Source organism: Coprococcus sp. AM11-30B, from assembly GCF_027674365.1.
GTDB lineage: Bacteria > Bacillota > Clostridia > Lachnospirales > Lachnospiraceae > Allocoprococcus > Allocoprococcus comes.
The window spans coordinates 22,862-45,529 of the sequence record NZ_JAQDVB010000028.1; the positions used below are offsets into that span (position 1 = coordinate 22,862).

Consider the following 22,668-nt stretch of genomic DNA (forward strand, 5'->3'; position numbering starts at 1 on the left):
AAACCGGTATTCCTGAAAAGATTTCCCTGTTCAGGTCGCTAAAACCGACCTTCCTTTTCCCTGATGTACCTTTTAAGATTTTCAAGTGAATTACGGATGGTGCGCGCGGTCACGCGAAGCGTGAGCCGTCGGCTGGGGTCTTTCGAAGCAAGTCGGCGAGTTTTCGACAATTTCAATGGCGCGGAGAGTCCCTGGGTGAGGCTCGTAGCGCTGTTGGATTTGTCGGAAACTCGCCCCCTGTCCGCGCCAGCGGACTCACCAAAAATCGGCATCGCCGATACAAAAATGGGCGACCGTTACCGATCGCCCTCAGATTTCTCTTTAATCTTCCTTACGGTAGAGTATGAACGGATGCATCGCTACTTCCAGCTCGATCTCACTCTCCTGTTCATCCGTAAGCTCTATATTTCCGTTCTCGACTGTGACCTCTATATCAGGATTGCTACCATAAACGGCAGCGATGGAACCGTTCACAAGCTCAATAACAACGCTAGGCATTTATTTCCCCTCAATCCATCAATAAAAATAGCGCCCATAATCTGGGCGCTATCGGTCACTACGCCTCTTCATCGTCTTGATGGTCAGCACGGTTCATCTGCTTGACGATCTCTTCCACCGTGCCATGGGCAATGACGTCAAGAGGAAAACACGCCACCATACGACACGGATAATACCCCTGATCTTCCTCACATCCGTAACGGTTCGTCTCGTCAGGCTTGTGCTGAAAACCACAATAGAATTCGAGCTGATCCGTGTCTAAATTGACAATATATGCGTACTCACAGAACAGCGAATCCTTAATGAAAGACGAGTTGTCAATCATGTAGACCTTCGATCCGCTATCAATAAAGGGCAACCAATTCTCGGGACAACCTTGGTTTGGACGCAAAGTCCAATACCAGTCGCCACCGTCAACACCCAAATCGTGCTCCATGCAATACTCGATCTGCTTCGGGCTCGGCATGGCATCCTCAGACACCAGCTCAATATGGTCAAACAGTGAGTTCATTCCGTCCCTGCCTGCACATTTGCAAAACTCGACAATCTTCTTCCCAAGCCAATCGGGATAGCTGTCAAGATGGTTGTAGGTCAACTTGTCGATCCCGTTCTTATGGAATCCGTACAGACCGCGCGTACCCATTGTTAGTTCCTTCCTGTTGGGGCTTAACGTGATACTATCATACCACAATACTACGGCGTCACCTTGGTAAAATTGCGCAATTGAATAAATTTCCCCGTACTGAAAAGGGCGCCTGCAAAATTGCAGACGCCCAACCTATCCACTTATTCTATGTATGAACCGATAGGTTCAAACTCCCAACGGGTGATACATCCCCCCTCTTCATCCTCAACACGATCTATGAGAATTTCCAGTGATTCATGCGACCGATAAAACTTCTGCAAGATACCAGTCAGCCATTTGCGGTCTGCATCATATTGCCCGTCACCGATTTGTTCAAGCAGTGCTTCATTTTCAATGCCGAAAGTATCAACGTGATACTGACCAACTAGTTCACTGCGATTCGTATAGTAAAAACAGCAGCCTGGTTCCTCAGCATCGTAATGATATTCAAAAGTTTCCTCGGGAAAGGCATGGTTTACCCCACATACAATCGCTCCCAATTGCGGTGCCCAGGCGCTATACACAATACAATGGACTTTCGTCCCCTCTACCCGCACTTCCTCTAACGTACCTCGACAACTGACATCCGAATAATTTGAAAACGCGCTGGAATTAACGGCTATATTCCCAAGCCAGCTATCACCGAATCCGTTTTCTACTCCGCATTCATGGCACCAAGATTCAATCTTATCCGAGACTTTCTTGGCCAAGCTTTCGTCTCCCGTCTCGATCTCAAGAAAAGTGCTGCACCAGTTCGGCATGTTCGGGTTCCTTTCCTCCCGTTCGCTTAACGTTCCTACAGTATACCATAGTACCGTAGTATCAAGACTGAGAATAAGAAAAAGGCACCTCCAATTTTGAAGATGCCCTGATACACAGACTGAAATTAAAAATCGGCTTCGAACCAGTCAAGGAGATCATCGAAATCATCGGTCTCGAAGATTTTCCTATCGGTTAGAGTTCGCTCGTCAAAGGTGTACTTATCATTTTCGCCTGGAATGTGTCCGATAAGGCTCGGAAGATTCCTTTCTTCTGGCGTTTTCAGTCGCTCCACACGCTCGGTGCTGTCCATCACTACAACCCATTCGTGATCGTAGTTGGGATCATTATGCTTAAGCGTCAAGCTATGCGACTTGTCTCCCCAAGTGAAACACATAGCACCGCACGCGCCGTGGCGCGTGCCACTGCTATAGTTGAGACACTTGAACCAAACTTTCGTCCCGAGGGACAGTTTTCCCTTCGGAGCGACCTCTTCGATGAACGGGACAAACTCACGGGCATAACGGAGTGCATCAGGATCCATCCAATCCGCCACACCAGCCTTTTTTGCATGGTCAATACAGTCGAAAACATCATATCCCAGAGCCTTTACAGCCGTCTGAAGCCGACCAAAAGTTGGGATACCGATGGTAGCGTGGTTGATAGACATGTTCGGGTTCCTTTCTCCCGCTCGCTTAACGTTCCTATAGTATACCATAGTACCGTAGTACCAAAACCAGAAATATCAAATTAGCCTAAATAAATAGACAACCTCTCAGACTTATAATCCTCCAGACGGCTGATCGCCGAGCCTTACAATCATTTTCTCGGCCAGATCATCCTTAACATGAGAAAGGACGCAGTGAATTTCCGATTCATTGTACCCAGGTGCAGTACAGGTTTGGTTTTCGTAGCTTGTAATACAGCCATACCGCTCCCCAAGTGTAAAAGGATCCCCATCAGGTTTGCTTTTCATCTTGAAAACTCGAACGGGAGCGTTCTCATTGTAACGCTCGTTCACGGATGCAAAATTTGCATCAAGTAGCATTTGCCCAACTTTCTGACTGCATGTCGCAGCGCTATAGAAAGTTCCATCATCCTCATCGTGCAGACCTGCCGCCCCATATTCAGTTCCAGCCATCGCACAAACAATCGCCGAAATCGTAAGATCTGAAACAATATCGCAACTCATGTTCGCGTTCCTTTCTTCTTCGATCTACCTAAAAATCCCAGACGGCGGCACGGTCTGGATCAATAAAATCGGCAAGACGATTAAAAACGTCATTGACCTTGAATTCCTCTCCAGACGGGAAGCCAAGCACCCGCCATGCGAGAAGTGCCATAGGATCCTCGTCAATAAAATCGTCTTCCTCCCATGCCCTGAGAGACTTTGCAGCTTTGAGACAGTCTGCTTTGGTAATAGACGTCTGGTTGATAGACATATTCAGATACCTTTCTCCCGCTCGCTTAACGTTCCTATAGTATACCATAGTACCGTAGTACCAATAACGGAAAAACAATCTTCCCGAAAAGATTTTCCTTCTCAGGACGCAAAATAGACCCTCCGTCTCCCGGATGTCTCTTTAAGACCTTACAAGAGTTTGTGTTTATCGCCGCGGTCACGCGGAGCGTGAGCCGTCGGCTGGGGTCTTTCGGACCAAGTCGGCGAGTTTTCGACAATTTCAATGGCGCGGAGAGTCCCTGGGTGAGGCTCGTAGCGCTGTTGGATTTGTCGGAAACTCGCCCCCTGTCCGCGCTAGCGGACTCGCAAAAAAATACTGGGCTCCTATTCGGATCGCCCAGTATAATTACCAACTATATGTAGGCAAAGACGGCAATACGTCTGCGTCCCGATCGAGAACCACTAAATTGCAATTCTCCTTATCCGCTAACCTGAAAATGTCCTGTAGGCAAGCTGGGATGTCCTTCCCGTAGACATTTTCCCAGTAGAGAATAATCCACCCGTAACTTTTCGGGCAGACAACCACCTCTCCCTCTTTCTCGAACTTCTCCGGATTAGCGAGAAACAGTCTCCCCATCGCGCTTAGATGCGAGGTCGAAAGATCGAGATACTTGCAAACTCCCATAATATGAGAACCTCCTATGAACATGATCAGGTAGAGGGGCGATCCCCTCTACCCTTATATCAGTTAGGCCACATCGGCAATTCGGTCTCCCTTACCGTAACCGTATCCATCTTCGGCTCCTGCATCATGGATGGATGTATCCTGCGAGACGATATAGCGCTGCTTCGGCTCCGTCTTAATGTCGTGCTGTTCGTTGATGAAACGGGTGACACTCTCGGGAACGACAACCGCAAGCGCGAAAGACTCGTCCGCCGCCACCTGCTCGCCGTAAGCCTGTTTCAAGCCCTCAACGAAACCGAGACAATAGCTGTTCTTGCTTCCGCTTTGCTTTCCGATGCGCTCGCCAGTCTCACGGAAACGGCGATCCACATATGACGTAAAGCACCTCTCGATCGCATGCCTAGTGGCACGAAAACAACCTGCCGCAACCACGCTGTCCTCTGCTTCGCCAACGAAAACAATCTGCTTGCTCGTAATCTTTTGACGATTCGTCCAAAAATCACGCTCATGGCGTACATGAAAATAGGACTCACAACGATAGTTGCTGGCAATGACATACGCCAGCGCCTTCACCCAGATCGCCACGCGCTTACCGACATCTTCGCCCGTCTCATTGATCTCGGGTGCATCATCGGATAATGAAATCTCGTCAAGCGTCATGTCATTGGCTACAAGAAGACGCTGAAGCGCAAGGGATGCCGCTCGTGCTTCGCCCTCCGTTGTGGCTCCGTCAATCATAGCGAGGATCTTCTTAATCTTGTCGTTCACCGTTGCCATTTCGGGTTCCTTTCTCCCGTCCGCTTAACGTGGTTTAAGTATATCATAGTGCCGTAGTACTAAGACCGTAAATAGCAAATTGAACCAAAATAAATAGGCACCCAACCGGATGCCTATTTAAGAACCTTGTCATTCAATCGTGCCAACGAAACGATCAACGGTATTGGAAACGAGATGAATCTCATTGCCCTTTACCGCAACACGAACCATGCGGTGCCTGAACCGCTGCCGTGTGCTATCCCATCTGGTAACGCACACAATAGCCCGATCGCCGCTACCAAAGTCCCCGTCCTCGCAAACGGCAATAGCCACTTCCTCGTCACTGTAGCAATAATCGAGTTCAATATCTTCCTCTCGCCCATCCGCACGATAAATGTGTGCAAGCATTTTTTCTCCGTTCTATATATCACTAACCTATAAATTGCTATACGGGTTCTTCGCGTCCAATAGCAAATGGTGTTTGCAGCCGATCGCCCTTTATTTCAACTACTCGGCGATATGGTCAACAAGATCCCCGATGCCCTCAATCGCCAAGGGCGTGTCAAGCGTTCCCATCGTTATGTCATAGAAATAGAAATCTGCATACTCGCCACTATCCACCGCGTCAAGAATATGACGTGCAAGAAACAGCCTATCGTTTTCGATCTCACTAATCGCATAGCTCAAGAGGGTTTCACGACTGCAAACGTCATACTCCCCATCTGCCATTTCCGATGCGATCTCGCTAAGTGGCTTACCTTCATCAATCATAGCGCGGAGTTCTGCTTCTGTCATTTCTGGTTCCCTTCTCCCGTTCGCTTAACGTTATTAAAGTATATCATAGTACCGTAGTACTGACATTCATGAACTTAATTTCCAACGAAAAATCAGGTTATAACCTCCTAAAAAAGAACGGGACAACCGATAATCGGCTACCCCGTTCTTTGAATTAGACATGGTACTCGTATTTGACGAGCCAGCAGATCGGCGCACTCCTAGACGCCTTCACCTTCATTTCATACCGTTTCTGCTCCAAGCGCTTTTCGGTCTCACGGATGCCTTTCTTCTTCGCGGCGACCCGGTTACGGTCGGTCTTGCTGCGAAGGTCGGTACTGCAAATCGGACAGACATTTCCAAACTTCCTGTAAAGTCCCACCCTTTCGAGCTTACTTCCGCAAGACGGACAACCGATAAAAGCCGACTTGCGATTCGAGATAGCAGCCCCACCTTCAATTGCCGATAGTTCTGCCTTAAGGCGATTCAGCCGTTCCTCAAGCTTGGTTTCCTCCGCAGACTTCTTTAGAGTGATGCGATCCGTATTGCGGAACAGCACAGCATGGTCGTCATATTCGCCCTCATATCTCTCTAAAAACCTCTCCGCGTCTTCCCTTGTTTCAAAAACATGATCCTCATGCCACTTTAACTGACTGTCTGGATACCAACCTCCCTCTTGCCAGTCCTCATGCATGACTTCCTCCTGTATCTCCGCGAGAACCGCCTTACGCGATACGTTTCGCTCATACACCGCATAGTTGATAGCATGGCTCATATTCGGGTTCCTTTCTCCCGTTCGCTTAACGTAACTATAGTATACCATAGTACGATAGTATAACCATCGAGAATGAGAAATAGCTTAAACAAAAAGGGCGACCGTTGCCGATCGCCCCATGTAAATCTTATTCCATTTCCGAACCTCGCTCCGTCTACACTGCAAACGTTACTCGAACGCGTGAATACGCAAGAACTCGACCTCTTCGATGATGATTTCGATATTTGAACGGCGCTCGCCGTCCTTCGTCTCCCACTGGCTGTAGCGAAGGCTTCCCTCGATCACGACCTTATCACCCTTAGCAAGAAGTTCGCCAAGCTGCTCACCTCGCGTGCCGAACATGGTGCAATTGAAGAAGTTGGGGAACTCCTCCCACTCACCCGTCTCGGGGTTGCGGCGGCGGTCGTTCACGGCAATGCCAAGCGACATGACGGGCTTGCCGCTCGCGGTCGTGCGAACCTCAGGATCGCGCGTGAGGTTGCCGGAAACGGTGACGTGGTTGATAGACATTTCATTTCCTTTCCCTTGTGGGGTCGCTTGCAGCTACTAGTATACCATAATACCGTAGTACCAAGACCGTAAATATCAAATTGAACCAAAATAAAGAAACATCCAAACAGATCACGTACGCAACAGCCCGATCGCCGATAAATGTTTGCAGGTATAGTGCTTACTCACTATAGATCACCATTCAATCCTTTCTTCCGTGCCCTCTTTACAACCTTCCGAATATTTGTGTTTGTCGCCGTGGTCACGCGGAGCGTGAGCCGCCGGCTGGGGTCTTTCGGAGCAAGTCGGCGAGTTTTCGACAATTTCAATGGCGCGGAGAGTCCCTGGGTGAGGCTCGTAGCGCTGTTGGATTTGTCGGAAACTCGCCCCCTGTCCGCGGTAGCGGACTCGATGGAAATCCTTCAGAATTACAAGTACGAATTACCCTTCTACAAAAAAACGGTGCTGACGGAACAAATCAATCGTCCTGTCAGCACCGCCTGACTAAAACCCTTAAAAATCATAGACACCCTGATGAAGTGCCTGTTTCACGGAACGCCTAGCGCGGCGCTTTTCTTTGCGCTTCTCGTCTGCAATCCGACCGGAATGACCCGCACCGACAAAATCCGTACAGCCGTAAACTCCGGTAAAGCCCTTGGCGTTGATTGCAGTCTTGCGCTTGATTACGTCCTTCATGATGTAACTCCGTCTCTAGGAAATCGCGTAAACCGAGGAACTTTCATACACAACAGGATCCGTCCTAACAGGAAATAGCTGTTGGGCGCTCAGGGGACGGCAATACGTCCATTCAACAAGAATCACCTTGCTCGAATGATCACAGCTCCTTTCCGCGACCTCGACCGCACGTCTCTTCGAACTGAACGCCGCGTGCCTTACCTTGCCATTACCGAGATATTCATCAACCAGCCAAGTGACATCCATCGCAATCTCCGTGTTCGAATTGGTATTATGTAGTAGTACTATAATACCACAGCGACATAGTACTATCGCCGAGAAACCAAAGTTTTGATGTGAAAAGCCCTTGCACTCGATCCTCCGCCTTGAAAAATAAAAACGGCACCTCGCTTTCCGAAATGCCGTCCATCGTTACACTATCAGCCCTTTTTCACGAGCGCAGACAATACCATATGCCTTTCCTTCCCATCAAGCTCCCTTTCGGCAACCTCGCGGAACTCCTCGGTATAATCCGAATCATCGTCCCCATTCCAGTCCTCCGACACGTCACTCCACTCGCACTCAATCTCTTCTGACATGCCATCATCAACATAGCGATAAAACCCATCCGTACCCCTCAAGACACTCATTACCTCGTCCAGATCCGCTCCCTCTGCCATATCCAGATCGAAAAACCACGTCCGCGTCTCGGAATACATCACGCTTTTTTTCATTTCGGGTTCCTTTCTTCCCGCCAGCTTAACATAAGGTTAGTATACCACAATACCGTAGTACTACGGATAAGATAAGATTTTTCCACCAAAAAGGGCGACCGTTGCCGATCGCCCTTTTCCTATGCAGCGTCTAAAATGATTCCCTCCCCGTAATCAATCACCACACAGGCAAACGGACGATCGGATTCATAGTTATCAGTCACACCCCAACAATTGAAACATAGTCCATCCTCGTCCGGACCGAAGGAAAGTGCATCATCTACAAGCGCTTCTATATCGGGAAGCTCTGTATCATCCGCTGTGTCCTTCGCGGCATCAAGAATCTCCTTTCTCTTCGCAGTACACTCAGCAATAAACTGCATCGCAGATACCCAGAACGACTCCGTATATCCGATTACCCTTTCCATGTATCAGCCTTTCACCCGAAACTTACCGTAAGATGGAACATCCTGATAAGCTGCCCTATCCAATGTCTGCCTATTCGTCCCTGTGACCATGCTCAAGGCAGAAATCGATCACCTTATCTAAGGTTGCAATCTCCGTCGACCAATCATCCCCGTACTCCTCGTTCTCAGATAGAAACGTAATTGTCGAGCGGATCGCATCAAGGTTGATTTCGTTGACGTCAATCATATTCGAGGTCCTTTCTCCCGTTCGTTTAACGTAAGGTTAGTATACCATAGTACCGTAGTATAACTAACGAGAATGAAAAATAGCTTAAACAAAAAGGGCGACCGTTGCCGATCGCCACAAACTACTCTGCTGGTATTTAATTCCAAAGCGTCAGACAGGCAAAATCAACCATTCATCTTTATGGCTATCCCCCTCACAGTAACAAGTATAGTTATCAAACCAAATTCGACAGCCCTTTTCATTCATGCGATAATCGCCGTTATCATAATCTCGCTCTCGTGAAAGAAACTCATCAATATCGACTTCAATCCCAAAGACATTTCGAATACCCTTGGCAATTTCCCTTGCGGCATCCTGCCACGTGTCGAACCTGCCCACTTCCGCAATTCCCCATTCTTTCGTGTAGTTGACTAGAATATACATCCCAGGTTCCTTTCTTCCGTACGCTTAATGTAAGGTTAGTATACCATAGTACCGTAGTACATGCATCAATAGATGAAAAATAGGGGAGACCAAACGAGATCTCCCCTTTTTAAAAAAATCAGTGCACGCGAAGGCTTTTACGATATTTTCCATCCCGCCCGAGAACTTCACGACACAGTCCGACATAATAGCCATATGTATCAGCCGAAACGTAATTGCTCTGATCGACCTCGTTCCAATCGGCCCCATCGTGCAAAAACACCTGTCCCGGGCAGCACCAACCCCCGTCAACATAGGCAATACGGCAAGAAACCGTACCTTCTAGCCAACCGGTCTTATCGGCAAGATGTGCGCTTTCCACGATATAGCATTTCCCGCTATATACATCGCGCAACTGCACCATAGAGGTATCTGGATTGAGCCACTGCATCTTGAACGAGCTGAAACGCTGCGTCTCGGCAATCTGTTTCAGCACATTCCTCGATTCCGCGCTGATTTCGTCACGCAGCGCCGTTATCCCAACAAGAGTGCTCTCCTGATAGGGCATCTCAAACAGAAGCCATTCAGTAAAGAACTGATTGAGTAAGAGCGTCGTATCAAGGTCGGGATCTTCGTCACCGAAGCACTCTTTCGGAGCAACAGCGTTCATCCAAAAATCAGTGGCTTCCTCGATAAATTGAAACTTGCGAAGCTGCCAAAAAAGGGCGACTTCCCCCATAACGTTCTCTACTCCTGTAACATCAGTTGCCATTTCGGGTTCCTTTCTCCCGTTCGCCTAACGTAAGGTTAGTATACCATAGTACCGTAGTACAATTAGCGAGAATGAGAAAATGTTTAATCAAAAAGGGCGACCGTTCCAGATCGCCCTTCAAGGTCTTTATATCAATCCGACAATGCCTTATCGCATTTCATAAGATAGTTGTCGAAGGTAACTTCTGTAAACAGATAGAACATCGCCCCACCTACACTGCATTCATTGCTCGATTGCGCTAAAGCGCACAGGCCAGATTGCCTACTCGCTTTTAGCAACAGCCGATTTAACAAAAAATGGAACTGGAGTCGGCTCTTCTGCATCTGCTCGATACCCGTAAGTCACAAACGCGGGATAGTTGCACTCAAGGTGTTTTGCACTCTCCCCCTCAACCATGGCAATGAGGTCGATCACCGCATCGTTTTCGTCAATCCAGAAAATCCTGATGCCGTGATAGTCCTCACTCTCATCGCCCTCGAAAATCCCGATCCGACCAGCGGGCGTGTCGATAGCGTAAATAGGCTTGCACATATCAGTTCCTTTCCCTGTGCTTAACGTGGTTAAAGTATACCATAGTACCGTAGTATAATTACCGAGAATAGCGATTTTCTGAAATGATTTCCGGCCCGACCGAGAATTGACCCTCTTTATCTTCCTGAGTTCTCTCTTACACCATTCCCAGTGGATTGTGGATGGTGCGCGTGGTCACGCGGAGCGTGAGCCATCGGCTGCTATCGTTACGACGAAGTAGGCGAGTTTTCGACAATTTCAATGGCGCGGAGAGCCCCTGGGTGAGGCTCATAGCGCTGTTGGATTTGTCGGAAACTCGCCCCCTGTCCGCGATAGCGGACTCATTAAAAAGTATCGGATTTGCCGATACGGATTTTTCAAAACCTCGAAATAGGGGAAACCGCTCAATTCGGACGGTTTCCCCTATACTCTAAAACCCTAGGCAACGCCTTTTCCTAAACGATCGGCAAGCTCGCTATAGGTGCCTTTCCAAGAAAACCCGAAATCGGTTAGACCGATAAAGACCAACGGATCGGCCGCGTTTCCTGATTCGTCAAGCGGTTGAGCAATACCAACGCCCAGCCTTTTCGATGCTTCCAGAGTCGCATATACAAAACTCGGATTGGTATTTGCAGGCTCGACCGCATCATCGGCAAATGCCCTTGCAAGATGCTCCGGATTGTCGAAATCCTCAATTTCAACCGTACCGTCCTCATACTCCCATCGAAACCAGCTGCCAGACTCTACATACGGCTTCAGGTCTACAAGCAAATCCTCCGTAGCGAGAGGATGTTTTTCGTATGGCAGATACAATCCCACAAGGCTATCGCCCTCAAAAGTCGGCTCAAAACCATGGCTACACATCAGCTCCCGAAATGGCCCATCGAAGCCAAGTTTCCGAAGAATATCATTGTAGCGGGCCCAGTCAATCTTGACAGTTCCCTCTCCGCCCATAAAGCATCCCATTACATTTCCTTTCTCTTGTGGATCGCTTACAGCTACTAGTATAGCATAATACCGTAGTACTACGTTTAGAAATCCTTCCCGTCCATTAGTTCGTTTTGAATCTGCCGTTTACGCTTGCCAACCAATTGGCGAACACTCTCAGGCATATTTAAAAATTGACGGGAAATTCCGAAAAACTCCGCCATGATCACAGCCGCGAACGCATTTGCATCAACCTCGAGCGGCTGGGCGTTATACTCGTCAATATCCAACTGATCGCTTGTATGGTAATCGTGCAAACTCCGATCGTTTTCCAGCTGATACGCATGACGAAGCTCATGCGCTATCGCGAAGAACAATTCAGGCGTCACACCTATGTCATTTCTGATCAGTACGCCATCAGGTGTCAAAGCGGCAATTTGCGTATCAGTCCGTAGTCGGTCGATTGACACAAAGCGGATCGCGGGCATCTCAATCTGCAAAATCGTACAGATCTCCCTCGCAAACTTCGAACATATTTGTTTTTTATCCATTGTCTACATTCTCCTTATGATACCATAATACCATAATCTTGAAGATAATGGAACCGCTGATCTATGGTACCGGAACGTGGATGATTCTCAACGGATTGGAATAAGATTCAGCAAGTGAAAAGCTTTGAAGCGTTCCGCGGCTCTTTCCATCCCAAAAGGCAATGACACCGCGATTTACATGCTTCGAAATATACTCATGCATCAAACGGTTCCGAATGTAACCTGCACGTTTTCCATAAGTGTCCCAATCAGCGGGAAACTCTTTGTAGGCATAATGCCGATCCGCTGCATATCGTTTTGCCAAGGCATCCGTACCGTATGCGCCACCAGAAACAATGATGATGTTCTTCCAGTTCCTTAAGAGGTGATCGCATTTCGTTACGAAAAACTCGTAATCAGAAAAGGAACGGGATCCGACCATTAGGCAGTAAAATGCTTCTGCATCTGACATATCGGCTCCCTTCTATCATAATATCAAACCAAATATACTACACTACCATAGTATTAAGAGGAAAAACTGGGCACTCCATCTAGGAACGCCCAGTTTCTAAAATTAAAGACTTGAAATAGCCCGAGAAATCGAAGACGAATCGCAAATAATCTTTGCACCACCTTCGATAAGCATATTGCATCCACGCGATTCAGGAGCGAAAAATCCTCCTGGACATGCCCATACTTCCCTACCAAGTTCCATTGCACATTCGGCCGTGGAGAAAACGCCCGATGGGAACCCTGCTTCCACAACCACCATCATTTGTGACAGCGCAGCGATAACCTTCCGACGCCTGGCAAAACCTGCCCTCGTAGGTCCTTTGCCCCAAGGAGAAATGGAAACAATCGCTCCACCAGTTTCGACCGTCAACTCAAACATGTCGACATTCGAACTTGGATAATCTACATCTGCTCCTGTGCCAACCACCGCAATATGAAGACCTCCGTTTTCAAGAACAGTCCTTGCAGCAACGCTCTCACAACCAACAGCACCACCCGTGATAACGGGAACAAAAGCAGCTAATGCTTCATTTGCAACAATCTTTGAAGCTTCCTCTCCATAGGGAGAAGACCTCCGAGTTCCCGTAACAGCTATAGACTTGGCACTCAACACACTCGGGTTGCCGATCACATAGAGTTTTTCAGGCGGCTCGTTCATGTCCTTCAAAGCAATCGGATACAACGGATTGTCAATCTCGATCTCATAACGCTCGAAGTCACTTGCGCTCATTTCGGGTTCCTTTCTCCCGTTCGCTTAACATACCTATAGTATACCATAGTACCGTAGTATGGCTAACGAGAATGGCGATTTCTCCGAACCGATTTCCACTCAACCGAGAGCTAATACCCTTATCTCCCTGAGTTTTCTTTAATACCTTTCCCAGTGGATTATGGATGGTGCGCGTGGTCACGCGGAGCGTGAGCCATCGGCTGTTATCGTTACGACTAAGTAGGCAGGTTTTCGACAATTTCAATGGCGCGGAGAGTCCCTGGGTGAGGCTCGTAGCGCTGTTGAATTTGTCGGAAACCTGCCTCCTGTCCGCGTCAGCGGACTCTTTTGAAAATGGACAAATATAAGAGAATCATCCTAAACCGGCGGTTCCCTCATGTCGAAAATCTTTATGGTTGTAGCACCTAATGCAAAGTCTACCAATGGTCAAATTCGCAAACGCTTGCGAATTTGATGTCTGCTTACATTTAGCTACCTAACTGATATTTAGACATGGAAAAGGCTCCCGTCCAAAGGACAAGAGCCTTTTCCATAGGAGTAAAGATGCCTAGAGATATTTTAGCACAAACCGAACTTCTCCCATTCCTCCCCCCAGTCCAGCGCACCGTAAAGATCATTCCAAGCGAAGAGATTCACGTTCAGACGCTCTTTGTTGAAGAGTGGGCCGCACGCACGATCAACCAGACCCTTTTCACCCCAAAAGGCAATCGCGTCCTCGACATCCGACTCGTCCAACCCGAGCAGCTTAGCGATGTCGTGCTGACAATACGGGCAAAAATCTGCCTCGAAGCTCCACGCAGAAATGAATCCGAGGACAAGTCGGGCAATCAGGGATGAATCCGGATATACCTCACCAGCCCGCATGGCAGCCAAGGGAATCGGCGGGCAAGAAGCCTCATCGATATCAAATGCCACCTTAGCTTTTCTACCGGCAATGTTAGCTTCATAAATTCGATCGCACATCTCCAAATCAGGAATAAGATATGAACCCCTCCTGTAAACGAGTCTGCGATCAAGAAGCTCTTTAACCGAAGATTCCACTACAGCCCCGTCCATATGCAAGTACTCTGAAATGAACGTGGCATCATCTGGAATCGGCCCCTTGTCACTGGCAATCAACGACATGACATCGCGCATCTCATAAGTAGGGAGGCCTAGCGTTAGCGTCCATGTCGGAAATGAATATCCATCGCTGTTAAGGAGCTCTTCCATAACCTCTTCGTCAGTCATTTTTTTTCCTTCAATTCAGTCAATTAGGCTTCTAACATCTGCGCGGCAGGCTCATTGAACTCTGCTATGCACTTGCAGATGCCGCTCGCACTGTACAGTTTCCCGAGGGCCTTATCGTAGCCATAGTCCTCTTTCAAACCCTCGAAGATCTTCCCGGCCTCCATTCTCGCATGGGCGGCATCGGTGGCCGCCACCGCCGTCACGTAATTCTTGTTTCCCATTTTCCCGGGAACGGTGTAACCGACCTCGAATCGATACAGCATCATTCTTATTCCCTTCTCTCGTGGTGCCGTAATATCAATATACCACAGTAGCATACTAAGTGATCGCTCAATCGAAAACACATTGTCATACAAGGGGAAAAATTACTAAAATTTTCGATGATACTAAAGTTGAATCGTGCTATAGTCTTATTGTCGCTTAACGAGGAGGCACCACCTGATTCCTTTCCAGGTGGTGCCTCCGCCTTTTTATAGCCAGATAATCAAATATGTCTTCCGAAGGCTTTGCGCTTTACATAGAGCGTTCGTCATCGTTGTAGGCGGAAAACATCATGTCCTTTTCCGCCATCCAGCCGATGCGGACTGCACCTCTCTTGCCGTCTCGACAGATCGAAAGGAGGTGAAACCTATGGGTAACAGCGACAAGGACTTCGAGAAGTCAAACCAATGCGCGTTTGACGCCTACTGCAAAGTAATCCTCAGAAATGAGGCGAGGGACGCATACGACCAGCGTAAACGCAAACTGAAACGCGAACAGCTCTTCGGAGAGATGTCGCCTGAAGAGCTGAACAAGCTCATCACGACAGACCGGTATTTCCAATTCGAACGGGATATCGTGGAAGACGGTTTGCATTTCATTGTGTGCGACCAGGGCGTATACGATGCGCTCATGACCCTTCCCGGGGCAAAAAGAAAGATCATCCTTCTATCCTACTTCGGAGAGATGAACGACCGCGAAATCGGCGACGCGCTCGGCACCGGACGCGCCAATGTCCAATACCATCGCTCACGTGCGCTCGCAATGATGCGAAAGACGCTCGAACAGGAAAGTGAGGAATACTGATGAGCAAGCGAAAAAACAAACTCGTTCCATTCGAAACCATCGTCCTCGCAACGCAGGGCGACCCACAGGCATTAGAACAGGTTATACGACATTACAGACCGTACATACTTTCACTCTGCCGCCGGGAATACATTGCGGAAAACGGCAACGTCTCCATCGTATGCGACAACGAACTGAAACTGCGACTGGAAGCGAAGCTGATGGCAAAAATCCTGCTGTTCGATATCAGAGAGAGGACATACAAAACGTAACACGTAAACCAAAATCGAAACACGACTCTTAAAACCTAAAGATAGCAGGGGAGACCGCGAACCGGTCTCCCCTTGGTTACGTTGTACAACCTGATCCCGCTGTGGTATAATACTACCATACAATAATACAGTCACGGAGGCAATCCAATGGAGAACAATACCAAAACGCTCGCTTTGGAAGACGATCCTAAAATTCCTGAAATGCCGAAAAGCGAGGATGAGCAACGTAGGCAAAATGAAGACTATGCCAGAAATCTCGGACTTGATGTGATCGACCCGATAGGGGACTGAATCGCGGAACAGCCGACTGGACATGGTAAGGGCTGATAGTGGATAACCGCTATCAGCCCTTTCGTCTACCTATCTTGCCTGAAGGCGGGCAATCAACGCCTCCTGCAGGACTTTGGAAAAATTGATTCCGCGTTCCTCACATGATGCATTCAGCCACCCAGGAATCGTCAATGTCTTCTTTACCGACTTCTCCCCATATTTCCGCTCGAATGCCTTGAGATCGATGTCGACCATATTGACGATCGCCCCCTCTTCCTCCGCAATGACATCCTCAATGGAGGAAGCCACCGGAAGAACATTGCCTTCCTTCAATTCATTGAAGAGATACTGTCCACATGCCTCCTGGGCCATTGTAAACGCATCTGCAAAATCATTTCCGTAAGTCGCCAAATCATTCAGATCTGGAAAAATAACCGAATAGCGACCGTCCGCTTCTTTATAGAACACCGCCGGATAGATATAGCACATACCGTTTCCTCCTTAATCAAAAACTACTTCAGCCCCGCCTGCCTCAGCACGGAAATCGCGACCCTCAACGGAATGTCGCCGCCATGCCTCGGTATCGTGACCTTCCCTTTCTTCAACGGATGCCGGTACTGGTAGTGCGATCCTTTCACATCACACCGAATCCAGCCATCCGCGACAATCAGCCTTTCAAGCTCCCGAAACCTCATCTTCCGTTTACCCTTTCTCTAATTATAGCACGTGTAATACGTGGTGTAAATACCATACTACTACGGTACGAAACTACTACCGATAACACCGATCTTTTGCAAGGCTGGACGCTTTTTGCGCGTCCTGCCTGCTGGTTTGTGATATATCATTTTCTGTGCATTCCGACTACGGGTTACTGGTATCTCGGTAGCATAGTACCGTAATGCTATTCAGATTTAAGAGTCTTCACGAACTTCGCCACAATACTCTGGCTGGATTCCGCCATGTCATCGAGGAGTTTTGACGCCTCCACCTTGTCGAGCCTGCCGACCTCGATCACCGTGTCGGCCGCCCTAGAATATGCGTCGAGCGCGGATTCGATTGCGAACTTGGCTCTCGCAATAGCTCCGGTCAGCTCCCTGTTCTCGATCGCCTCAGTCACTTGGCGTTTGGCGGCATCGATCTGTTTCCGTGCGACGTCTGCAACGGCTTTCGCCGCCCTCTCCTTTTCCTCAAGTTCGGCACGTTCCTTTGCAAACTTGGCGTTCATCTCCTCTTCGGCTTTTCGTCGGGCCTCGGCAACCTGTCGATCTCTCTGTCCATTCAGTTCGTCGATCTGTTTAAGCAGTTCCGACTGCTTTTCGGCGGCGGCATCGAGTTTCTTCCGCTCCTCTTCAAGGGCAATACCGATTGCCTCTTTCTGCCGCTTCTGGTTGGATTTCTCGGCCTCTGCCGCCCGTTTCTCCAATACCTCGATCTGAGCAGCAACCTTGGCTTTCTCGGCAGTCAATTTCGCCATTTGAGTATCCTTTTGTTTCAGCTCGTCAGCGAACTTGGCTTCCGCCTCGGCTGCGTTCCTGTTTGCAAGCTCTTTAACGGCTGTGACCTTTTCCTTCTCCTGTCTCACCTCCTCCTGGAGCTTACGAAGCGCCATCTCTCCAGCTTTACGTTCCTCTGCAAATCTCGCACGCTCGTCTTCCGGAAGGTCAATCAAAGCCAAAGCCTGCGTGTAGCTCAAATTCGCAAGCGCTTGCGATTTCTCTGCCAACCCGTTCCGACCGTACTCCTGATAGATCTTCATGAAGTTGTTCGCCGTCCTCTGGCTGTAATCGACCCTTTCCTTAAGCCACGTTCCCCACGTGCCGCGCTTCACCATAGCTTTCGCCTCGGTCAGGCGCCGGCCGATCTCGATTGAGTTGAACAGGACGACCTGTTTCGTCTGTTCCGTAATCATCCGGATCTCTGAAACCAGCCTATCCTCCCTCGCAGCATCCTCGTCGGAGACATACTGGACTGTCTCCGCACTCTCCGCTTCAGTCATCATCGGAACGACATTTCCCCTTGCGATCACCTGAGCCTCGACCTCTACGTTTTTCTTCGCTCTTCCCATCTTGTTTTCCTCCTATTTTTAAATGATTTAGGCTGAACAGCTTGTCTGTTCTGCTGTGCCTATACCGGGCATGAATGCAACGTAGTGGAGCGAGGGCGCGAATCAAGGGCGAAGTCTTTCTGCCAGTTTTTACGGAGCATGCGGAGGAAAAAGTTGCAGAAAGATGCGCAGGCACCCTTGATGGTCAAGCGCAGGAGCGGCATAGAATGCCAATGCCTCGGATAGGCCCAGTTCCCGATCCCAGAGGGAACTTTCCTTTTTTCCAAAAAGGCCGGCGCCGATTGAGCCCGACATAATTCAGGCGATACTAGCGTACTGTGGTATCAAGATGAGGACTTGCATTTTCTTTAAGCGACACGTAAATGTCTGCGAAAAGAAAAATAAAAAAGAAGGAGATGTATAGAATGAACAACATTGAAAGATATGATGATACTATTAAATATGCTATTATGAATATAGTAGATGCGGTAAATAAAATCGAATCAATGAAAACAAATGAATATTTAGCGATGCATCCATATGCCATCACCCATAGCCAGGATGGATATTACCGTACATATCTTCCAGGGGAAAAAGGAAAAAGAAGACAAATTAAAAAGAAAGCGAGGGATGATCTTGAAAAGACAGTAATAGATTATTGGATGAAACATTCAAAACTATCTTTCAAAGAAAGATTTAAGATTTGGGCCGAACGGCAAAAACTAAAAGGTGTTAGTGATAACACTTTATACAGATATAAAACTGAATATGCGCGATTTTTGAAAGGGCATGATATCGAAAATAGGGATATAAGAACCATTGACGAAGAATATCTCGAATTATATTTCAACAAGATACTTGAAGAAAATAGCGTGCGGTATCAAACGTTAAAAGAGCTACTTGGCTACTTCAGAGGGACGTTCGATAAATCCATTAGAGACGGGATAATCGAAAACAACCCATGTTTAAAAATTGATTATCCTCTCTTGAAAAGCAAATGCAGACAGCCGATTATCAAAACTGCTGAAGAACGAACGTTCTCTCAAATTGAAAAAAACAAACTGATGAATTCTTTAAAAGAAAAGCTAAAAAAATATCCTGATGATGTTCGACCATATGCAATCGAACTCGCACTTTATACAGGAATGCGTGTAGGTGAACTTTCGGGATTGATGTGGGAGGACATAGATGAAACCAGACAGTGCATCAACATCCAGCACAGTGAAAAATATAACGCATTGAAAAAAACTTTTTTCGTCTCAACTCCTAAAAACGGAAAAACACGTGTCTTCCCGCTTACAGCTGAGATCGCCGCGCTTCTAAAAAATGTCAGAGAGGTAGAATCAAAATATGGTTATCTAACTGAATTTGTATTTTCTGGACCCAACGGCAGAATTCATAAAATGGATATTTCGAGATATATGATCGCCCGCACATCTGGTGACGGATTCACAAACCCAAAAAGCATACACACCGCGAGAAGAACCTTAAATTCCGAATTGATTGCCTCTGGCGCCCCAAGAGCTATGTGCTGTGCACTGATAGGAAACACCGAACTGGTAAATGAAACCTTCTACACATACGATGTTTCCACTAAAGACTATAAGCTGGAAATGGTTTCAAAAATAAATCAGCGGACCATCAATAATAATGACAACACCGATGTTGAAAAACTATCGAGTAATCAAGAGTAATCAAGTTTGTTCGGAAAAATATTTCCTTGAAACCCTTATAAATCAAGGGTTTCAAGGAAATATGCCATTATCGATTGCCGGGACATATACTCGAACTGTTCTCCTACTTCCAAAGTCCACGCAACATTGACATTACTGTTTCCTACGTCATGATTCTCTCAGTGACGACTGAGAAATTCCCGGCAGCTGCGATAATCTGTGTTTACTGATATCACGCTTCTCACATAAAGATGTTATTTCATCTGCGATATACTTCTCTATCTGCAAGTAACTATACCTCATTTCTGTTATTACATGTTCTTATTGTACCTGTAATAGCAGAAAAAATATTAGTTATCAATTTTGCAAGTAATTAGTTTTATTATAGGAAGTACATTCGTAAAATAAAATTTGAAGATACTTTCGTTTCCGCAAAAGTCTTTTTCGCTTATATTATCTTAATAATATCACAGACAGCTACGTTTGTCACATAAAAGTTTAGAAACTCAAACAGAAACTCAAACAAAAAAGCAACCATTTAACCTTGACTTTTTATTTGCGGGCTACTTATAATCCTTTTACAAACTCAACTGTATTTTTTATATCTTCCTCATCCGGATGTCCTTTTGCAATACCACCCATCAGTTTAAATGGACCAAATGTGTCATAACCCTTGCATCCGAATTTTCCTATCACTTTAGAACGCTTCTCGTCCAAAATCTGCTCTATGGATTTATAATTCGCACTTCCACCATAAGTACAGATCAGAAATACCTTTTTATCGTCCGGTAGATTCTTCTCTGCAAATCCCAATATCGACTGATGAAATTTTGAAAAATAGATTCCTGATGCAAATCCAATCATATCATAACTGCACAGATCTACATCTGGCTGTTTTACAGCATCAATCAAATCGACCTGGCATTCTTCTGCTATGCCCTTTACTAGTTTTTCTGTATTTCCATGATGTACAGATGCATATACGATTGCTTTTCTCATTTGTTTTCCTTTCTGCCTGTCTCCATTGTTTTAGTATTCTTTTGAAATTTCTCCTGTACCATCATGAGCATTTTTTCAAAAGACTGTGCAAACCTTACATCATCTTCTTCTGTTCGTTTTTTCGGTCCCTTGATATGATTCTTATGGGAACTTCTTCTGGCTTTTTTATTCAAATGACGTTCCATGAGCATCTGATCAATATTGTCATTCGTGTACCATTTGCCCGATTGATGAATGGCATAAGCACCTTTTCCCAATGCCATTGCTGCAACACCATAGTCCTGTGATACGACAATATCTCCTTTATGGCAGATACTGATCAGTTTATAATCTACTGCATCTGCTCCTGCCCCTACTGCAATCACTTCACTATAAGCCGATGACAGAACATGATTCGTATCACACAACAACGTTACCGGAATACTATTTTCTTTTGCAATCTTTTCAATGATTGCAACCACTGGGCAGGCATCTGCATCAACAAATATTTGCATCTTTCTATTCCTCCTCTGAACCATTATAAGAATAAGCTCTGCTGTTCGTATTCTGCCTCTCGCTTCAACTGAACCGGTTTCTGATGCAGAATCTGTTCCATTTTCCTGTCATCAAACCAATCTTCCAATCAATATTTACTTGTAAACTCTTCATAGAAAATATCTTCTTTCTCAGCTGTTGTATCCTTATCAATAAATTCCTGTAGATCTCTTTTCATGTTATCAAATACTTCCTGACTATGACTTTTATCACAAAAAGTTGTATGCATCATACTTCCGTATACACCACATGTAATTGCATCATACCTTTCACATCTTTCCAAGGTTATCCTGCACGATTCTTTATATTCCTCATCTGCAATAATCGTACCGCCCTCACTTCCAATCGAATCAGGCTTATATATGTCATTCCACACATCCATCTTGCTCCTATACTCCAAGAATTTCATTCGTAAACTTAAACAAAGTCACATTCAATTCTCATCCGATTCGCAATAACATTAGTTTCATTTTGTTTCATCGCTTTCAATATCTTTAAGTGTAATACCGTCTGCATTTTTCCAGCTTGTCAATCCGTTAGCACTCTTACCTACCACAAACATTGCTGCACCAGATGGACTTGAAAACAAAACATCTTCCTGTAGAATACCCTCTACAATATTAGCTTTATTTCTCTTTTCTTTAATACCTGCTGAGATCGTCTCATCATCCTCTGGAGCAATATGACTCCCGTTTAGCACTACAAAGCCTTCAGATGTACGAATACCATCAGCTTCTATCTTTCCTATTCCCTTCACCGTTCTCTCTAAGTGCAACTTTATTTCTTCTTTTTCAATTTCGTTACCATCATTTTCTTCTATAGTTGCTGGTTTATTGACAGGTTCCAATACTTTGTATCCTAAAACACTTATCAAAATTCTCACATTATCAATAAATTCTTCCATGACTGCTATTTGCGATTCCTTCATCACCGTATTTCGATATGTGTTTTTTGTAAGCACCAGATACCGTTTACACTGTCTTGCAATGTCTACAAATCGATTTTCAAGATAACGAATCAATGCCTTGTTCAGGTCTCTCCCTATAAAAATCACTGCCGTGGTCCAATAATATTTCTCTTTTTCAGCTTGATAGTCTCGCAAATGTTGCAACAAACGTTCTTTTACATTTTCCGCTTCTCCGATATATACTGAATCTGTTCCATCATCTTCTTTGCAAAAGAGGAAATATACTCCCGCTTGAGCAATATCCTCTCTATAGCACGAAGACACTTCAATTCTTGGTATCTTAATTGCTTTTCCATTCCAATTTGACAGCTCCGCTATAGTCAAGCTATCCGCTGTTCCATTGACCAAAAACAGCTCTATAGACTTTCCATACGCCATTGCTATTTCTCCGTTACTGAAAACTTATAAAAAGTTACAAACTTCTATGTTTCATTCCTACTTCAACG

Annotated in this window: 35 protein-coding genes; 4 read left to right on the forward strand and 31 right to left on the reverse strand. The window is 46.4% G+C overall.

Features of this window, described 5'->3' with window-relative positions:
* Nucleotides 1–321: 321 nt before the first annotated feature.
* The 24 genes from PGU50_RS15680 to PGU50_RS15795 form a co-directional block, all read right to left on the reverse strand.
* Nucleotides 322–498: a hypothetical protein gene (locus tag PGU50_RS15680; RefSeq protein ID WP_270247378.1), complete on the reverse strand. Its 177-nt coding sequence runs from the start codon at nucleotides 496–498 to the stop codon at nucleotides 322–324.
* Between the two features lie 58 nt (nucleotides 499–556).
* Nucleotides 557–1,141: a hypothetical protein gene (locus PGU50_RS15685; RefSeq protein WP_270247379.1), complete on the reverse strand. Its 585-nt coding sequence runs from the start codon at nucleotides 1,139–1,141 to the stop codon at nucleotides 557–559.
* A gap of 143 nt (nucleotides 1,142–1,284) precedes the next feature.
* A complete protein-coding gene (locus tag PGU50_RS15690) occupies nucleotides 1,285–1,833 on the reverse strand; it encodes a hypothetical protein (protein WP_270247380.1) in 549 nt (182 codons plus the stop codon).
* A gap of 176 nt (nucleotides 1,834–2,009) precedes the next feature.
* A complete protein-coding gene (locus PGU50_RS15695) occupies nucleotides 2,010–2,552 on the reverse strand; it encodes a hypothetical protein (RefSeq protein WP_270247381.1) in 543 nt (180 codons plus the stop codon).
* Nucleotides 2,553–2,663: 111 nt separating this feature from the next.
* Nucleotides 2,664–3,074: a hypothetical protein gene (locus tag PGU50_RS15700; protein ID WP_118218819.1), complete on the reverse strand. Its 411-nt coding sequence runs from the start codon at nucleotides 3,072–3,074 to the stop codon at nucleotides 2,664–2,666.
* Between the two features lie 28 nt (nucleotides 3,075–3,102).
* A complete protein-coding gene (locus PGU50_RS15705) occupies nucleotides 3,103–3,324 on the reverse strand; it encodes a hypothetical protein (protein ID WP_270247383.1) in 222 nt (73 codons plus the stop codon).
* A 366-nt stretch (nucleotides 3,325–3,690) separates the two neighbouring features.
* Nucleotides 3,691–3,969: a DUF5983 family protein gene (locus PGU50_RS15710; RefSeq protein WP_118218823.1), complete on the reverse strand. Its 279-nt coding sequence runs from the start codon at nucleotides 3,967–3,969 to the stop codon at nucleotides 3,691–3,693.
* Between the two features lie 63 nt (nucleotides 3,970–4,032).
* Nucleotides 4,033–4,746 carry a DUF2786 domain-containing protein gene (locus tag PGU50_RS15715; protein ID WP_118218825.1) on the reverse strand — a complete coding sequence of 238 codons (714 nt, stop codon included), beginning with the start codon at nucleotides 4,744–4,746 and terminating at the stop codon, nucleotides 4,033–4,035.
* 486 nt (nucleotides 4,747–5,232) lie between these two features.
* On the reverse strand, nucleotides 5,233–5,520 hold the full coding sequence (locus PGU50_RS15720; protein ID WP_270247386.1) for a hypothetical protein: 288 nt from the start codon (nucleotides 5,518–5,520) through the stop codon (nucleotides 5,233–5,235).
* 154 nt (nucleotides 5,521–5,674) lie between these two features.
* Nucleotides 5,675–6,193: a hypothetical protein gene (locus PGU50_RS15725; protein ID WP_270247388.1), complete on the reverse strand. Its 519-nt coding sequence runs from the start codon at nucleotides 6,191–6,193 to the stop codon at nucleotides 5,675–5,677.
* A 249-nt stretch (nucleotides 6,194–6,442) separates the two neighbouring features.
* On the reverse strand, nucleotides 6,443–6,784 hold the full coding sequence (locus PGU50_RS15730) for a single-stranded DNA-binding protein (RefSeq protein ID WP_118218833.1): 342 nt from the start codon (nucleotides 6,782–6,784) through the stop codon (nucleotides 6,443–6,445).
* 492 nt (nucleotides 6,785–7,276) lie between these two features.
* Nucleotides 7,277–7,459 carry a hypothetical protein gene (locus PGU50_RS15735; RefSeq protein WP_118218835.1) on the reverse strand — a complete coding sequence of 61 codons (183 nt, stop codon included), beginning with the start codon at nucleotides 7,457–7,459 and terminating at the stop codon, nucleotides 7,277–7,279.
* Nucleotides 7,460–7,878: 419 nt separating this feature from the next.
* Nucleotides 7,879–8,172, reverse strand: coding sequence for a hypothetical protein (locus tag PGU50_RS15740; RefSeq protein ID WP_118218839.1), 294 nt, complete (start codon nucleotides 8,170–8,172; stop codon nucleotides 7,879–7,881).
* Nucleotides 8,173–8,291: 119 nt separating this feature from the next.
* Nucleotides 8,292–8,579 (reverse strand): hypothetical protein, encoded by a 288-nt coding sequence (locus PGU50_RS15745; protein ID WP_118218841.1) that lies wholly within the window; start codon nucleotides 8,577–8,579, stop codon nucleotides 8,292–8,294.
* Nucleotides 8,580–8,649: 70 nt separating this feature from the next.
* On the reverse strand, nucleotides 8,650–8,805 hold the full coding sequence (locus PGU50_RS15750; protein ID WP_182451001.1) for a hypothetical protein: 156 nt from the start codon (nucleotides 8,803–8,805) through the stop codon (nucleotides 8,650–8,652).
* Nucleotides 8,806–8,955: 150 nt separating this feature from the next.
* Nucleotides 8,956–9,228 (reverse strand): hypothetical protein, encoded by a 273-nt coding sequence (locus PGU50_RS15755; RefSeq protein ID WP_118218843.1) that lies wholly within the window; start codon nucleotides 9,226–9,228, stop codon nucleotides 8,956–8,958.
* Between the two features lie 118 nt (nucleotides 9,229–9,346).
* Complete coding sequence (locus PGU50_RS15760; protein ID WP_270247389.1) at nucleotides 9,347–9,979, reverse strand: hypothetical protein; 633 nt, start codon at nucleotides 9,977–9,979, stop codon at nucleotides 9,347–9,349.
* Nucleotides 9,980–10,240: 261 nt separating this feature from the next.
* The gene (locus PGU50_RS15765) at nucleotides 10,241–10,510 is read right to left on the reverse strand and encodes a hypothetical protein (RefSeq protein WP_118218847.1); all 270 of its coding nucleotides are present in this window, start codon (nucleotides 10,508–10,510) and stop codon (nucleotides 10,241–10,243) included.
* Between the two features lie 417 nt (nucleotides 10,511–10,927).
* Entirely contained in the window at nucleotides 10,928–11,455 is a 528-nt protein-coding gene (locus tag PGU50_RS15770; RefSeq protein WP_270247390.1) for a hypothetical protein, read from the reverse strand.
* Between the two features lie 65 nt (nucleotides 11,456–11,520).
* The gene (locus PGU50_RS15775) at nucleotides 11,521–11,967 is read right to left on the reverse strand and encodes a hypothetical protein (RefSeq protein ID WP_118218852.1); all 447 of its coding nucleotides are present in this window, start codon (nucleotides 11,965–11,967) and stop codon (nucleotides 11,521–11,523) included.
* A gap of 61 nt (nucleotides 11,968–12,028) precedes the next feature.
* Nucleotides 12,029–12,418, reverse strand: a complete 390-nt coding sequence (locus tag PGU50_RS15780) for a DUF2493 domain-containing protein (RefSeq protein WP_118218855.1) — start codon at nucleotides 12,416–12,418, stop codon at nucleotides 12,029–12,031.
* A 102-nt stretch (nucleotides 12,419–12,520) separates the two neighbouring features.
* Nucleotides 12,521–13,189, reverse strand: coding sequence for a DNA-processing protein DprA (locus PGU50_RS15785; protein WP_118372777.1), 669 nt, complete (start codon nucleotides 13,187–13,189; stop codon nucleotides 12,521–12,523).
* Nucleotides 13,190–13,747: 558 nt separating this feature from the next.
* Nucleotides 13,748–14,419, reverse strand: a complete 672-nt coding sequence (locus PGU50_RS15790; protein WP_118372778.1) for a hypothetical protein — start codon at nucleotides 14,417–14,419, stop codon at nucleotides 13,748–13,750.
* Nucleotides 14,420–14,442: 23 nt separating this feature from the next.
* On the reverse strand, nucleotides 14,443–14,685 hold the full coding sequence (locus PGU50_RS15795; protein ID WP_118372779.1) for a hypothetical protein: 243 nt from the start codon (nucleotides 14,683–14,685) through the stop codon (nucleotides 14,443–14,445).
* A gap of 364 nt (nucleotides 14,686–15,049) precedes the next feature.
* Here PGU50_RS15795 and PGU50_RS15800 point away from each other — a divergent pair, with 364 nt between their 5' ends.
* From PGU50_RS15800 to PGU50_RS15810, 3 genes are all read left to right on the forward strand, one after another.
* Nucleotides 15,050–15,484, forward strand: a complete 435-nt coding sequence (locus PGU50_RS15800; protein WP_118372780.1) for an RNA polymerase sigma factor — start codon at nucleotides 15,050–15,052, stop codon at nucleotides 15,482–15,484.
* Nucleotides 15,484–15,735 carry a helix-turn-helix domain-containing protein gene (locus PGU50_RS15805; protein WP_118218865.1) on the forward strand — a complete coding sequence of 84 codons (252 nt, stop codon included), beginning with the start codon at nucleotides 15,484–15,486 and terminating at the stop codon, nucleotides 15,733–15,735. The genes PGU50_RS15800 and PGU50_RS15805 overlap by 1 nt, the downstream gene beginning before the upstream one ends.
* A gap of 147 nt (nucleotides 15,736–15,882) precedes the next feature.
* Nucleotides 15,883–16,026, forward strand: coding sequence for a hypothetical protein (locus PGU50_RS15810; RefSeq protein ID WP_158571922.1), 144 nt, complete (start codon nucleotides 15,883–15,885; stop codon nucleotides 16,024–16,026).
* A gap of 69 nt (nucleotides 16,027–16,095) precedes the next feature.
* Here the strand turns inward: PGU50_RS15810 and PGU50_RS15815 are convergent, their stop codons facing one another.
* From PGU50_RS15815 to PGU50_RS15825, 3 genes are all read right to left on the reverse strand, one after another.
* Nucleotides 16,096–16,494, reverse strand: a complete 399-nt coding sequence (locus tag PGU50_RS15815; protein WP_118218867.1) for a type II toxin-antitoxin system HicB family antitoxin — start codon at nucleotides 16,492–16,494, stop codon at nucleotides 16,096–16,098.
* A gap of 23 nt (nucleotides 16,495–16,517) precedes the next feature.
* Complete coding sequence (locus PGU50_RS15820; protein WP_008370780.1) at nucleotides 16,518–16,700, reverse strand: type II toxin-antitoxin system HicA family toxin; 183 nt, start codon at nucleotides 16,698–16,700, stop codon at nucleotides 16,518–16,520.
* A 206-nt stretch (nucleotides 16,701–16,906) separates the two neighbouring features.
* Complete coding sequence (locus PGU50_RS15825) at nucleotides 16,907–18,070, reverse strand: DUF3102 domain-containing protein (protein ID WP_118372781.1); 1,164 nt, start codon at nucleotides 18,068–18,070, stop codon at nucleotides 16,907–16,909.
* A gap of 404 nt (nucleotides 18,071–18,474) precedes the next feature.
* On the opposite strand from PGU50_RS15825, the gene PGU50_RS15830 reads away from it, so the two are divergent.
* Nucleotides 18,475–19,743: a tyrosine-type recombinase/integrase gene (locus PGU50_RS15830; RefSeq protein ID WP_158571924.1), complete on the forward strand. Its 1,269-nt coding sequence runs from the start codon at nucleotides 18,475–18,477 to the stop codon at nucleotides 19,741–19,743.
* 546 nt (nucleotides 19,744–20,289) lie between these two features.
* On the opposite strand, the gene PGU50_RS15835 is transcribed toward PGU50_RS15830, so the two are convergent.
* The 4 genes from PGU50_RS15835 to PGU50_RS15850 form a co-directional block, all read right to left on the reverse strand.
* Complete coding sequence (locus PGU50_RS15835) at nucleotides 20,290–20,721, reverse strand: flavodoxin family protein (protein ID WP_270247393.1); 432 nt, start codon at nucleotides 20,719–20,721, stop codon at nucleotides 20,290–20,292.
* Entirely contained in the window at nucleotides 20,718–21,215 is a 498-nt protein-coding gene (locus tag PGU50_RS15840; protein ID WP_270247394.1) for a YaiI/YqxD family protein, read from the reverse strand. The genes PGU50_RS15835 and PGU50_RS15840 overlap by 4 nt, the downstream gene beginning before the upstream one ends.
* Nucleotides 21,216–21,343: 128 nt before the next feature.
* On the reverse strand, nucleotides 21,344–21,631 hold the full coding sequence (locus tag PGU50_RS15845; protein ID WP_330672582.1) for a hypothetical protein: 288 nt from the start codon (nucleotides 21,629–21,631) through the stop codon (nucleotides 21,344–21,346).
* Nucleotides 21,632–21,721: 90 nt separating this feature from the next.
* Nucleotides 21,722–22,600 carry a GIY-YIG nuclease family protein gene (locus tag PGU50_RS15850; protein WP_055260894.1) on the reverse strand — a complete coding sequence of 293 codons (879 nt, stop codon included), beginning with the start codon at nucleotides 22,598–22,600 and terminating at the stop codon, nucleotides 21,722–21,724.
* Between the last annotated feature and the right edge of the window lie 68 nt (nucleotides 22,601–22,668).

Coding starts and splice junctions, on each gene's coding strand:
- PGU50_RS15785 (WP_118372777.1), bottom strand. CDS start 13,189: ATGAGCGCAAGTGACTTCGAGCGTTATGAGATCGAGATTGACAATCCG.
- PGU50_RS15760 (WP_270247389.1), bottom strand. CDS start 9,979: ATGGCAACTGATGTTACAGGAGTAGAGAACGTTATGGGGGAAGTCGCC.
- PGU50_RS15680 (WP_270247378.1), bottom strand. CDS start 498: ATGCCTAGCGTTGTTATTGAGCTTGTGAACGGTTCCATCGCTGCCGTT.
- PGU50_RS15765 (WP_118218847.1), bottom strand. CDS start 10,510: ATGTGCAAGCCTATTTACGCTATCGACACGCCCGCTGGTCGGATCGGG.
- PGU50_RS15835 (WP_270247393.1), bottom strand. CDS start 20,721: ATGAGAAAAGCAATCGTATATGCATCTGTACATCATGGAAATACAGAA.
- PGU50_RS15800 (WP_118372780.1), top strand. CDS start 15,050: ATGGGTAACAGCGACAAGGACTTCGAGAAGTCAAACCAATGCGCGTTT.
- PGU50_RS15775 (WP_118218852.1), bottom strand. CDS start 11,967: ATGGATAAAAAACAAATATGTTCGAAGTTTGCGAGGGAGATCTGTACG.
- PGU50_RS15795 (WP_118372779.1), bottom strand. CDS start 14,685: ATGATGCTGTATCGATTCGAGGTCGGTTACACCGTTCCCGGGAAAATG.
- PGU50_RS15780 (WP_118218855.1), bottom strand. CDS start 12,418: ATGTCAGATGCAGAAGCATTTTACTGCCTAATGGTCGGATCCCGTTCC.
- PGU50_RS15730 (WP_118218833.1), bottom strand. CDS start 6,784: ATGTCTATCAACCACGTCACCGTTTCCGGCAACCTCACGCGCGATCCT.
- PGU50_RS15755 (WP_118218843.1), bottom strand. CDS start 9,228: ATGTATATTCTAGTCAACTACACGAAAGAATGGGGAATTGCGGAAGTG.
- PGU50_RS15790 (WP_118372778.1), bottom strand. CDS start 14,419: ATGACTGACGAAGAGGTTATGGAAGAGCTCCTTAACAGCGATGGATAT.
- PGU50_RS15700 (WP_118218819.1), bottom strand. CDS start 3,074: ATGAGTTGCGATATTGTTTCAGATCTTACGATTTCGGCGATTGTTTGT.
- PGU50_RS15715 (WP_118218825.1), bottom strand. CDS start 4,746: ATGGCAACGGTGAACGACAAGATTAAGAAGATCCTCGCTATGATTGAC.
- PGU50_RS15735 (WP_118218835.1), bottom strand. CDS start 7,459: ATGAAGGACGTAATCAAGCGCAAGACTGCAATCAACGCCAAGGGCTTT.
- PGU50_RS15720 (WP_270247386.1), bottom strand. CDS start 5,520: ATGACAGAAGCAGAACTCCGCGCTATGATTGATGAAGGTAAGCCACTT.
- PGU50_RS15745 (WP_118218841.1), bottom strand. CDS start 8,579: ATGGAAAGGGTAATCGGATATACGGAGTCGTTCTGGGTATCTGCGATG.
- PGU50_RS15705 (WP_270247383.1), bottom strand. CDS start 3,324: ATGTCTATCAACCAGACGTCTATTACCAAAGCAGACTGTCTCAAAGCT.
- PGU50_RS15710 (WP_118218823.1), bottom strand. CDS start 3,969: ATGGGAGTTTGCAAGTATCTCGATCTTTCGACCTCGCATCTAAGCGCG.
- PGU50_RS15685 (WP_270247379.1), bottom strand. CDS start 1,141: ATGGGTACGCGCGGTCTGTACGGATTCCATAAGAACGGGATCGACAAG.
- PGU50_RS15830 (WP_158571924.1), top strand. CDS start 18,475: ATGAACAACATTGAAAGATATGATGATACTATTAAATATGCTATTATG.
- PGU50_RS15740 (WP_118218839.1), bottom strand. CDS start 8,172: ATGAAAAAAAGCGTGATGTATTCCGAGACGCGGACGTGGTTTTTCGAT.
- PGU50_RS15820 (WP_008370780.1), bottom strand. CDS start 16,700: ATGAGGTTTCGGGAGCTTGAAAGGCTGATTGTCGCGGATGGCTGGATT.
- PGU50_RS15805 (WP_118218865.1), top strand. CDS start 15,484: ATGAGCAAGCGAAAAAACAAACTCGTTCCATTCGAAACCATCGTCCTC.
- PGU50_RS15695 (WP_270247381.1), bottom strand. CDS start 2,552: ATGTCTATCAACCACGCTACCATCGGTATCCCAACTTTTGGTCGGCTT.
- PGU50_RS15815 (WP_118218867.1), bottom strand. CDS start 16,494: ATGTGCTATATCTATCCGGCGGTGTTCTATAAAGAAGCGGACGGTCGC.
- PGU50_RS15810 (WP_158571922.1), top strand. CDS start 15,883: ATGGAGAACAATACCAAAACGCTCGCTTTGGAAGACGATCCTAAAATT.
- PGU50_RS15850 (WP_055260894.1), bottom strand. CDS start 22,600: ATGGCGTATGGAAAGTCTATAGAGCTGTTTTTGGTCAATGGAACAGCG.
- PGU50_RS15750 (WP_182451001.1), bottom strand. CDS start 8,805: ATGATTGACGTCAACGAAATCAACCTTGATGCGATCCGCTCGACAATT.
- PGU50_RS15725 (WP_270247388.1), bottom strand. CDS start 6,193: ATGCATGAGGACTGGCAAGAGGGAGGTTGGTATCCAGACAGTCAGTTA.
- PGU50_RS15770 (WP_270247390.1), bottom strand. CDS start 11,455: ATGGGATGCTTTATGGGCGGAGAGGGAACTGTCAAGATTGACTGGGCC.
- PGU50_RS15840 (WP_270247394.1), bottom strand. CDS start 21,215: ATGCAAATATTTGTTGATGCAGATGCCTGCCCAGTGGTTGCAATCATT.
- PGU50_RS15825 (WP_118372781.1), bottom strand. CDS start 18,070: ATGGGAAGAGCGAAGAAAAACGTAGAGGTCGAGGCTCAGGTGATCGCA.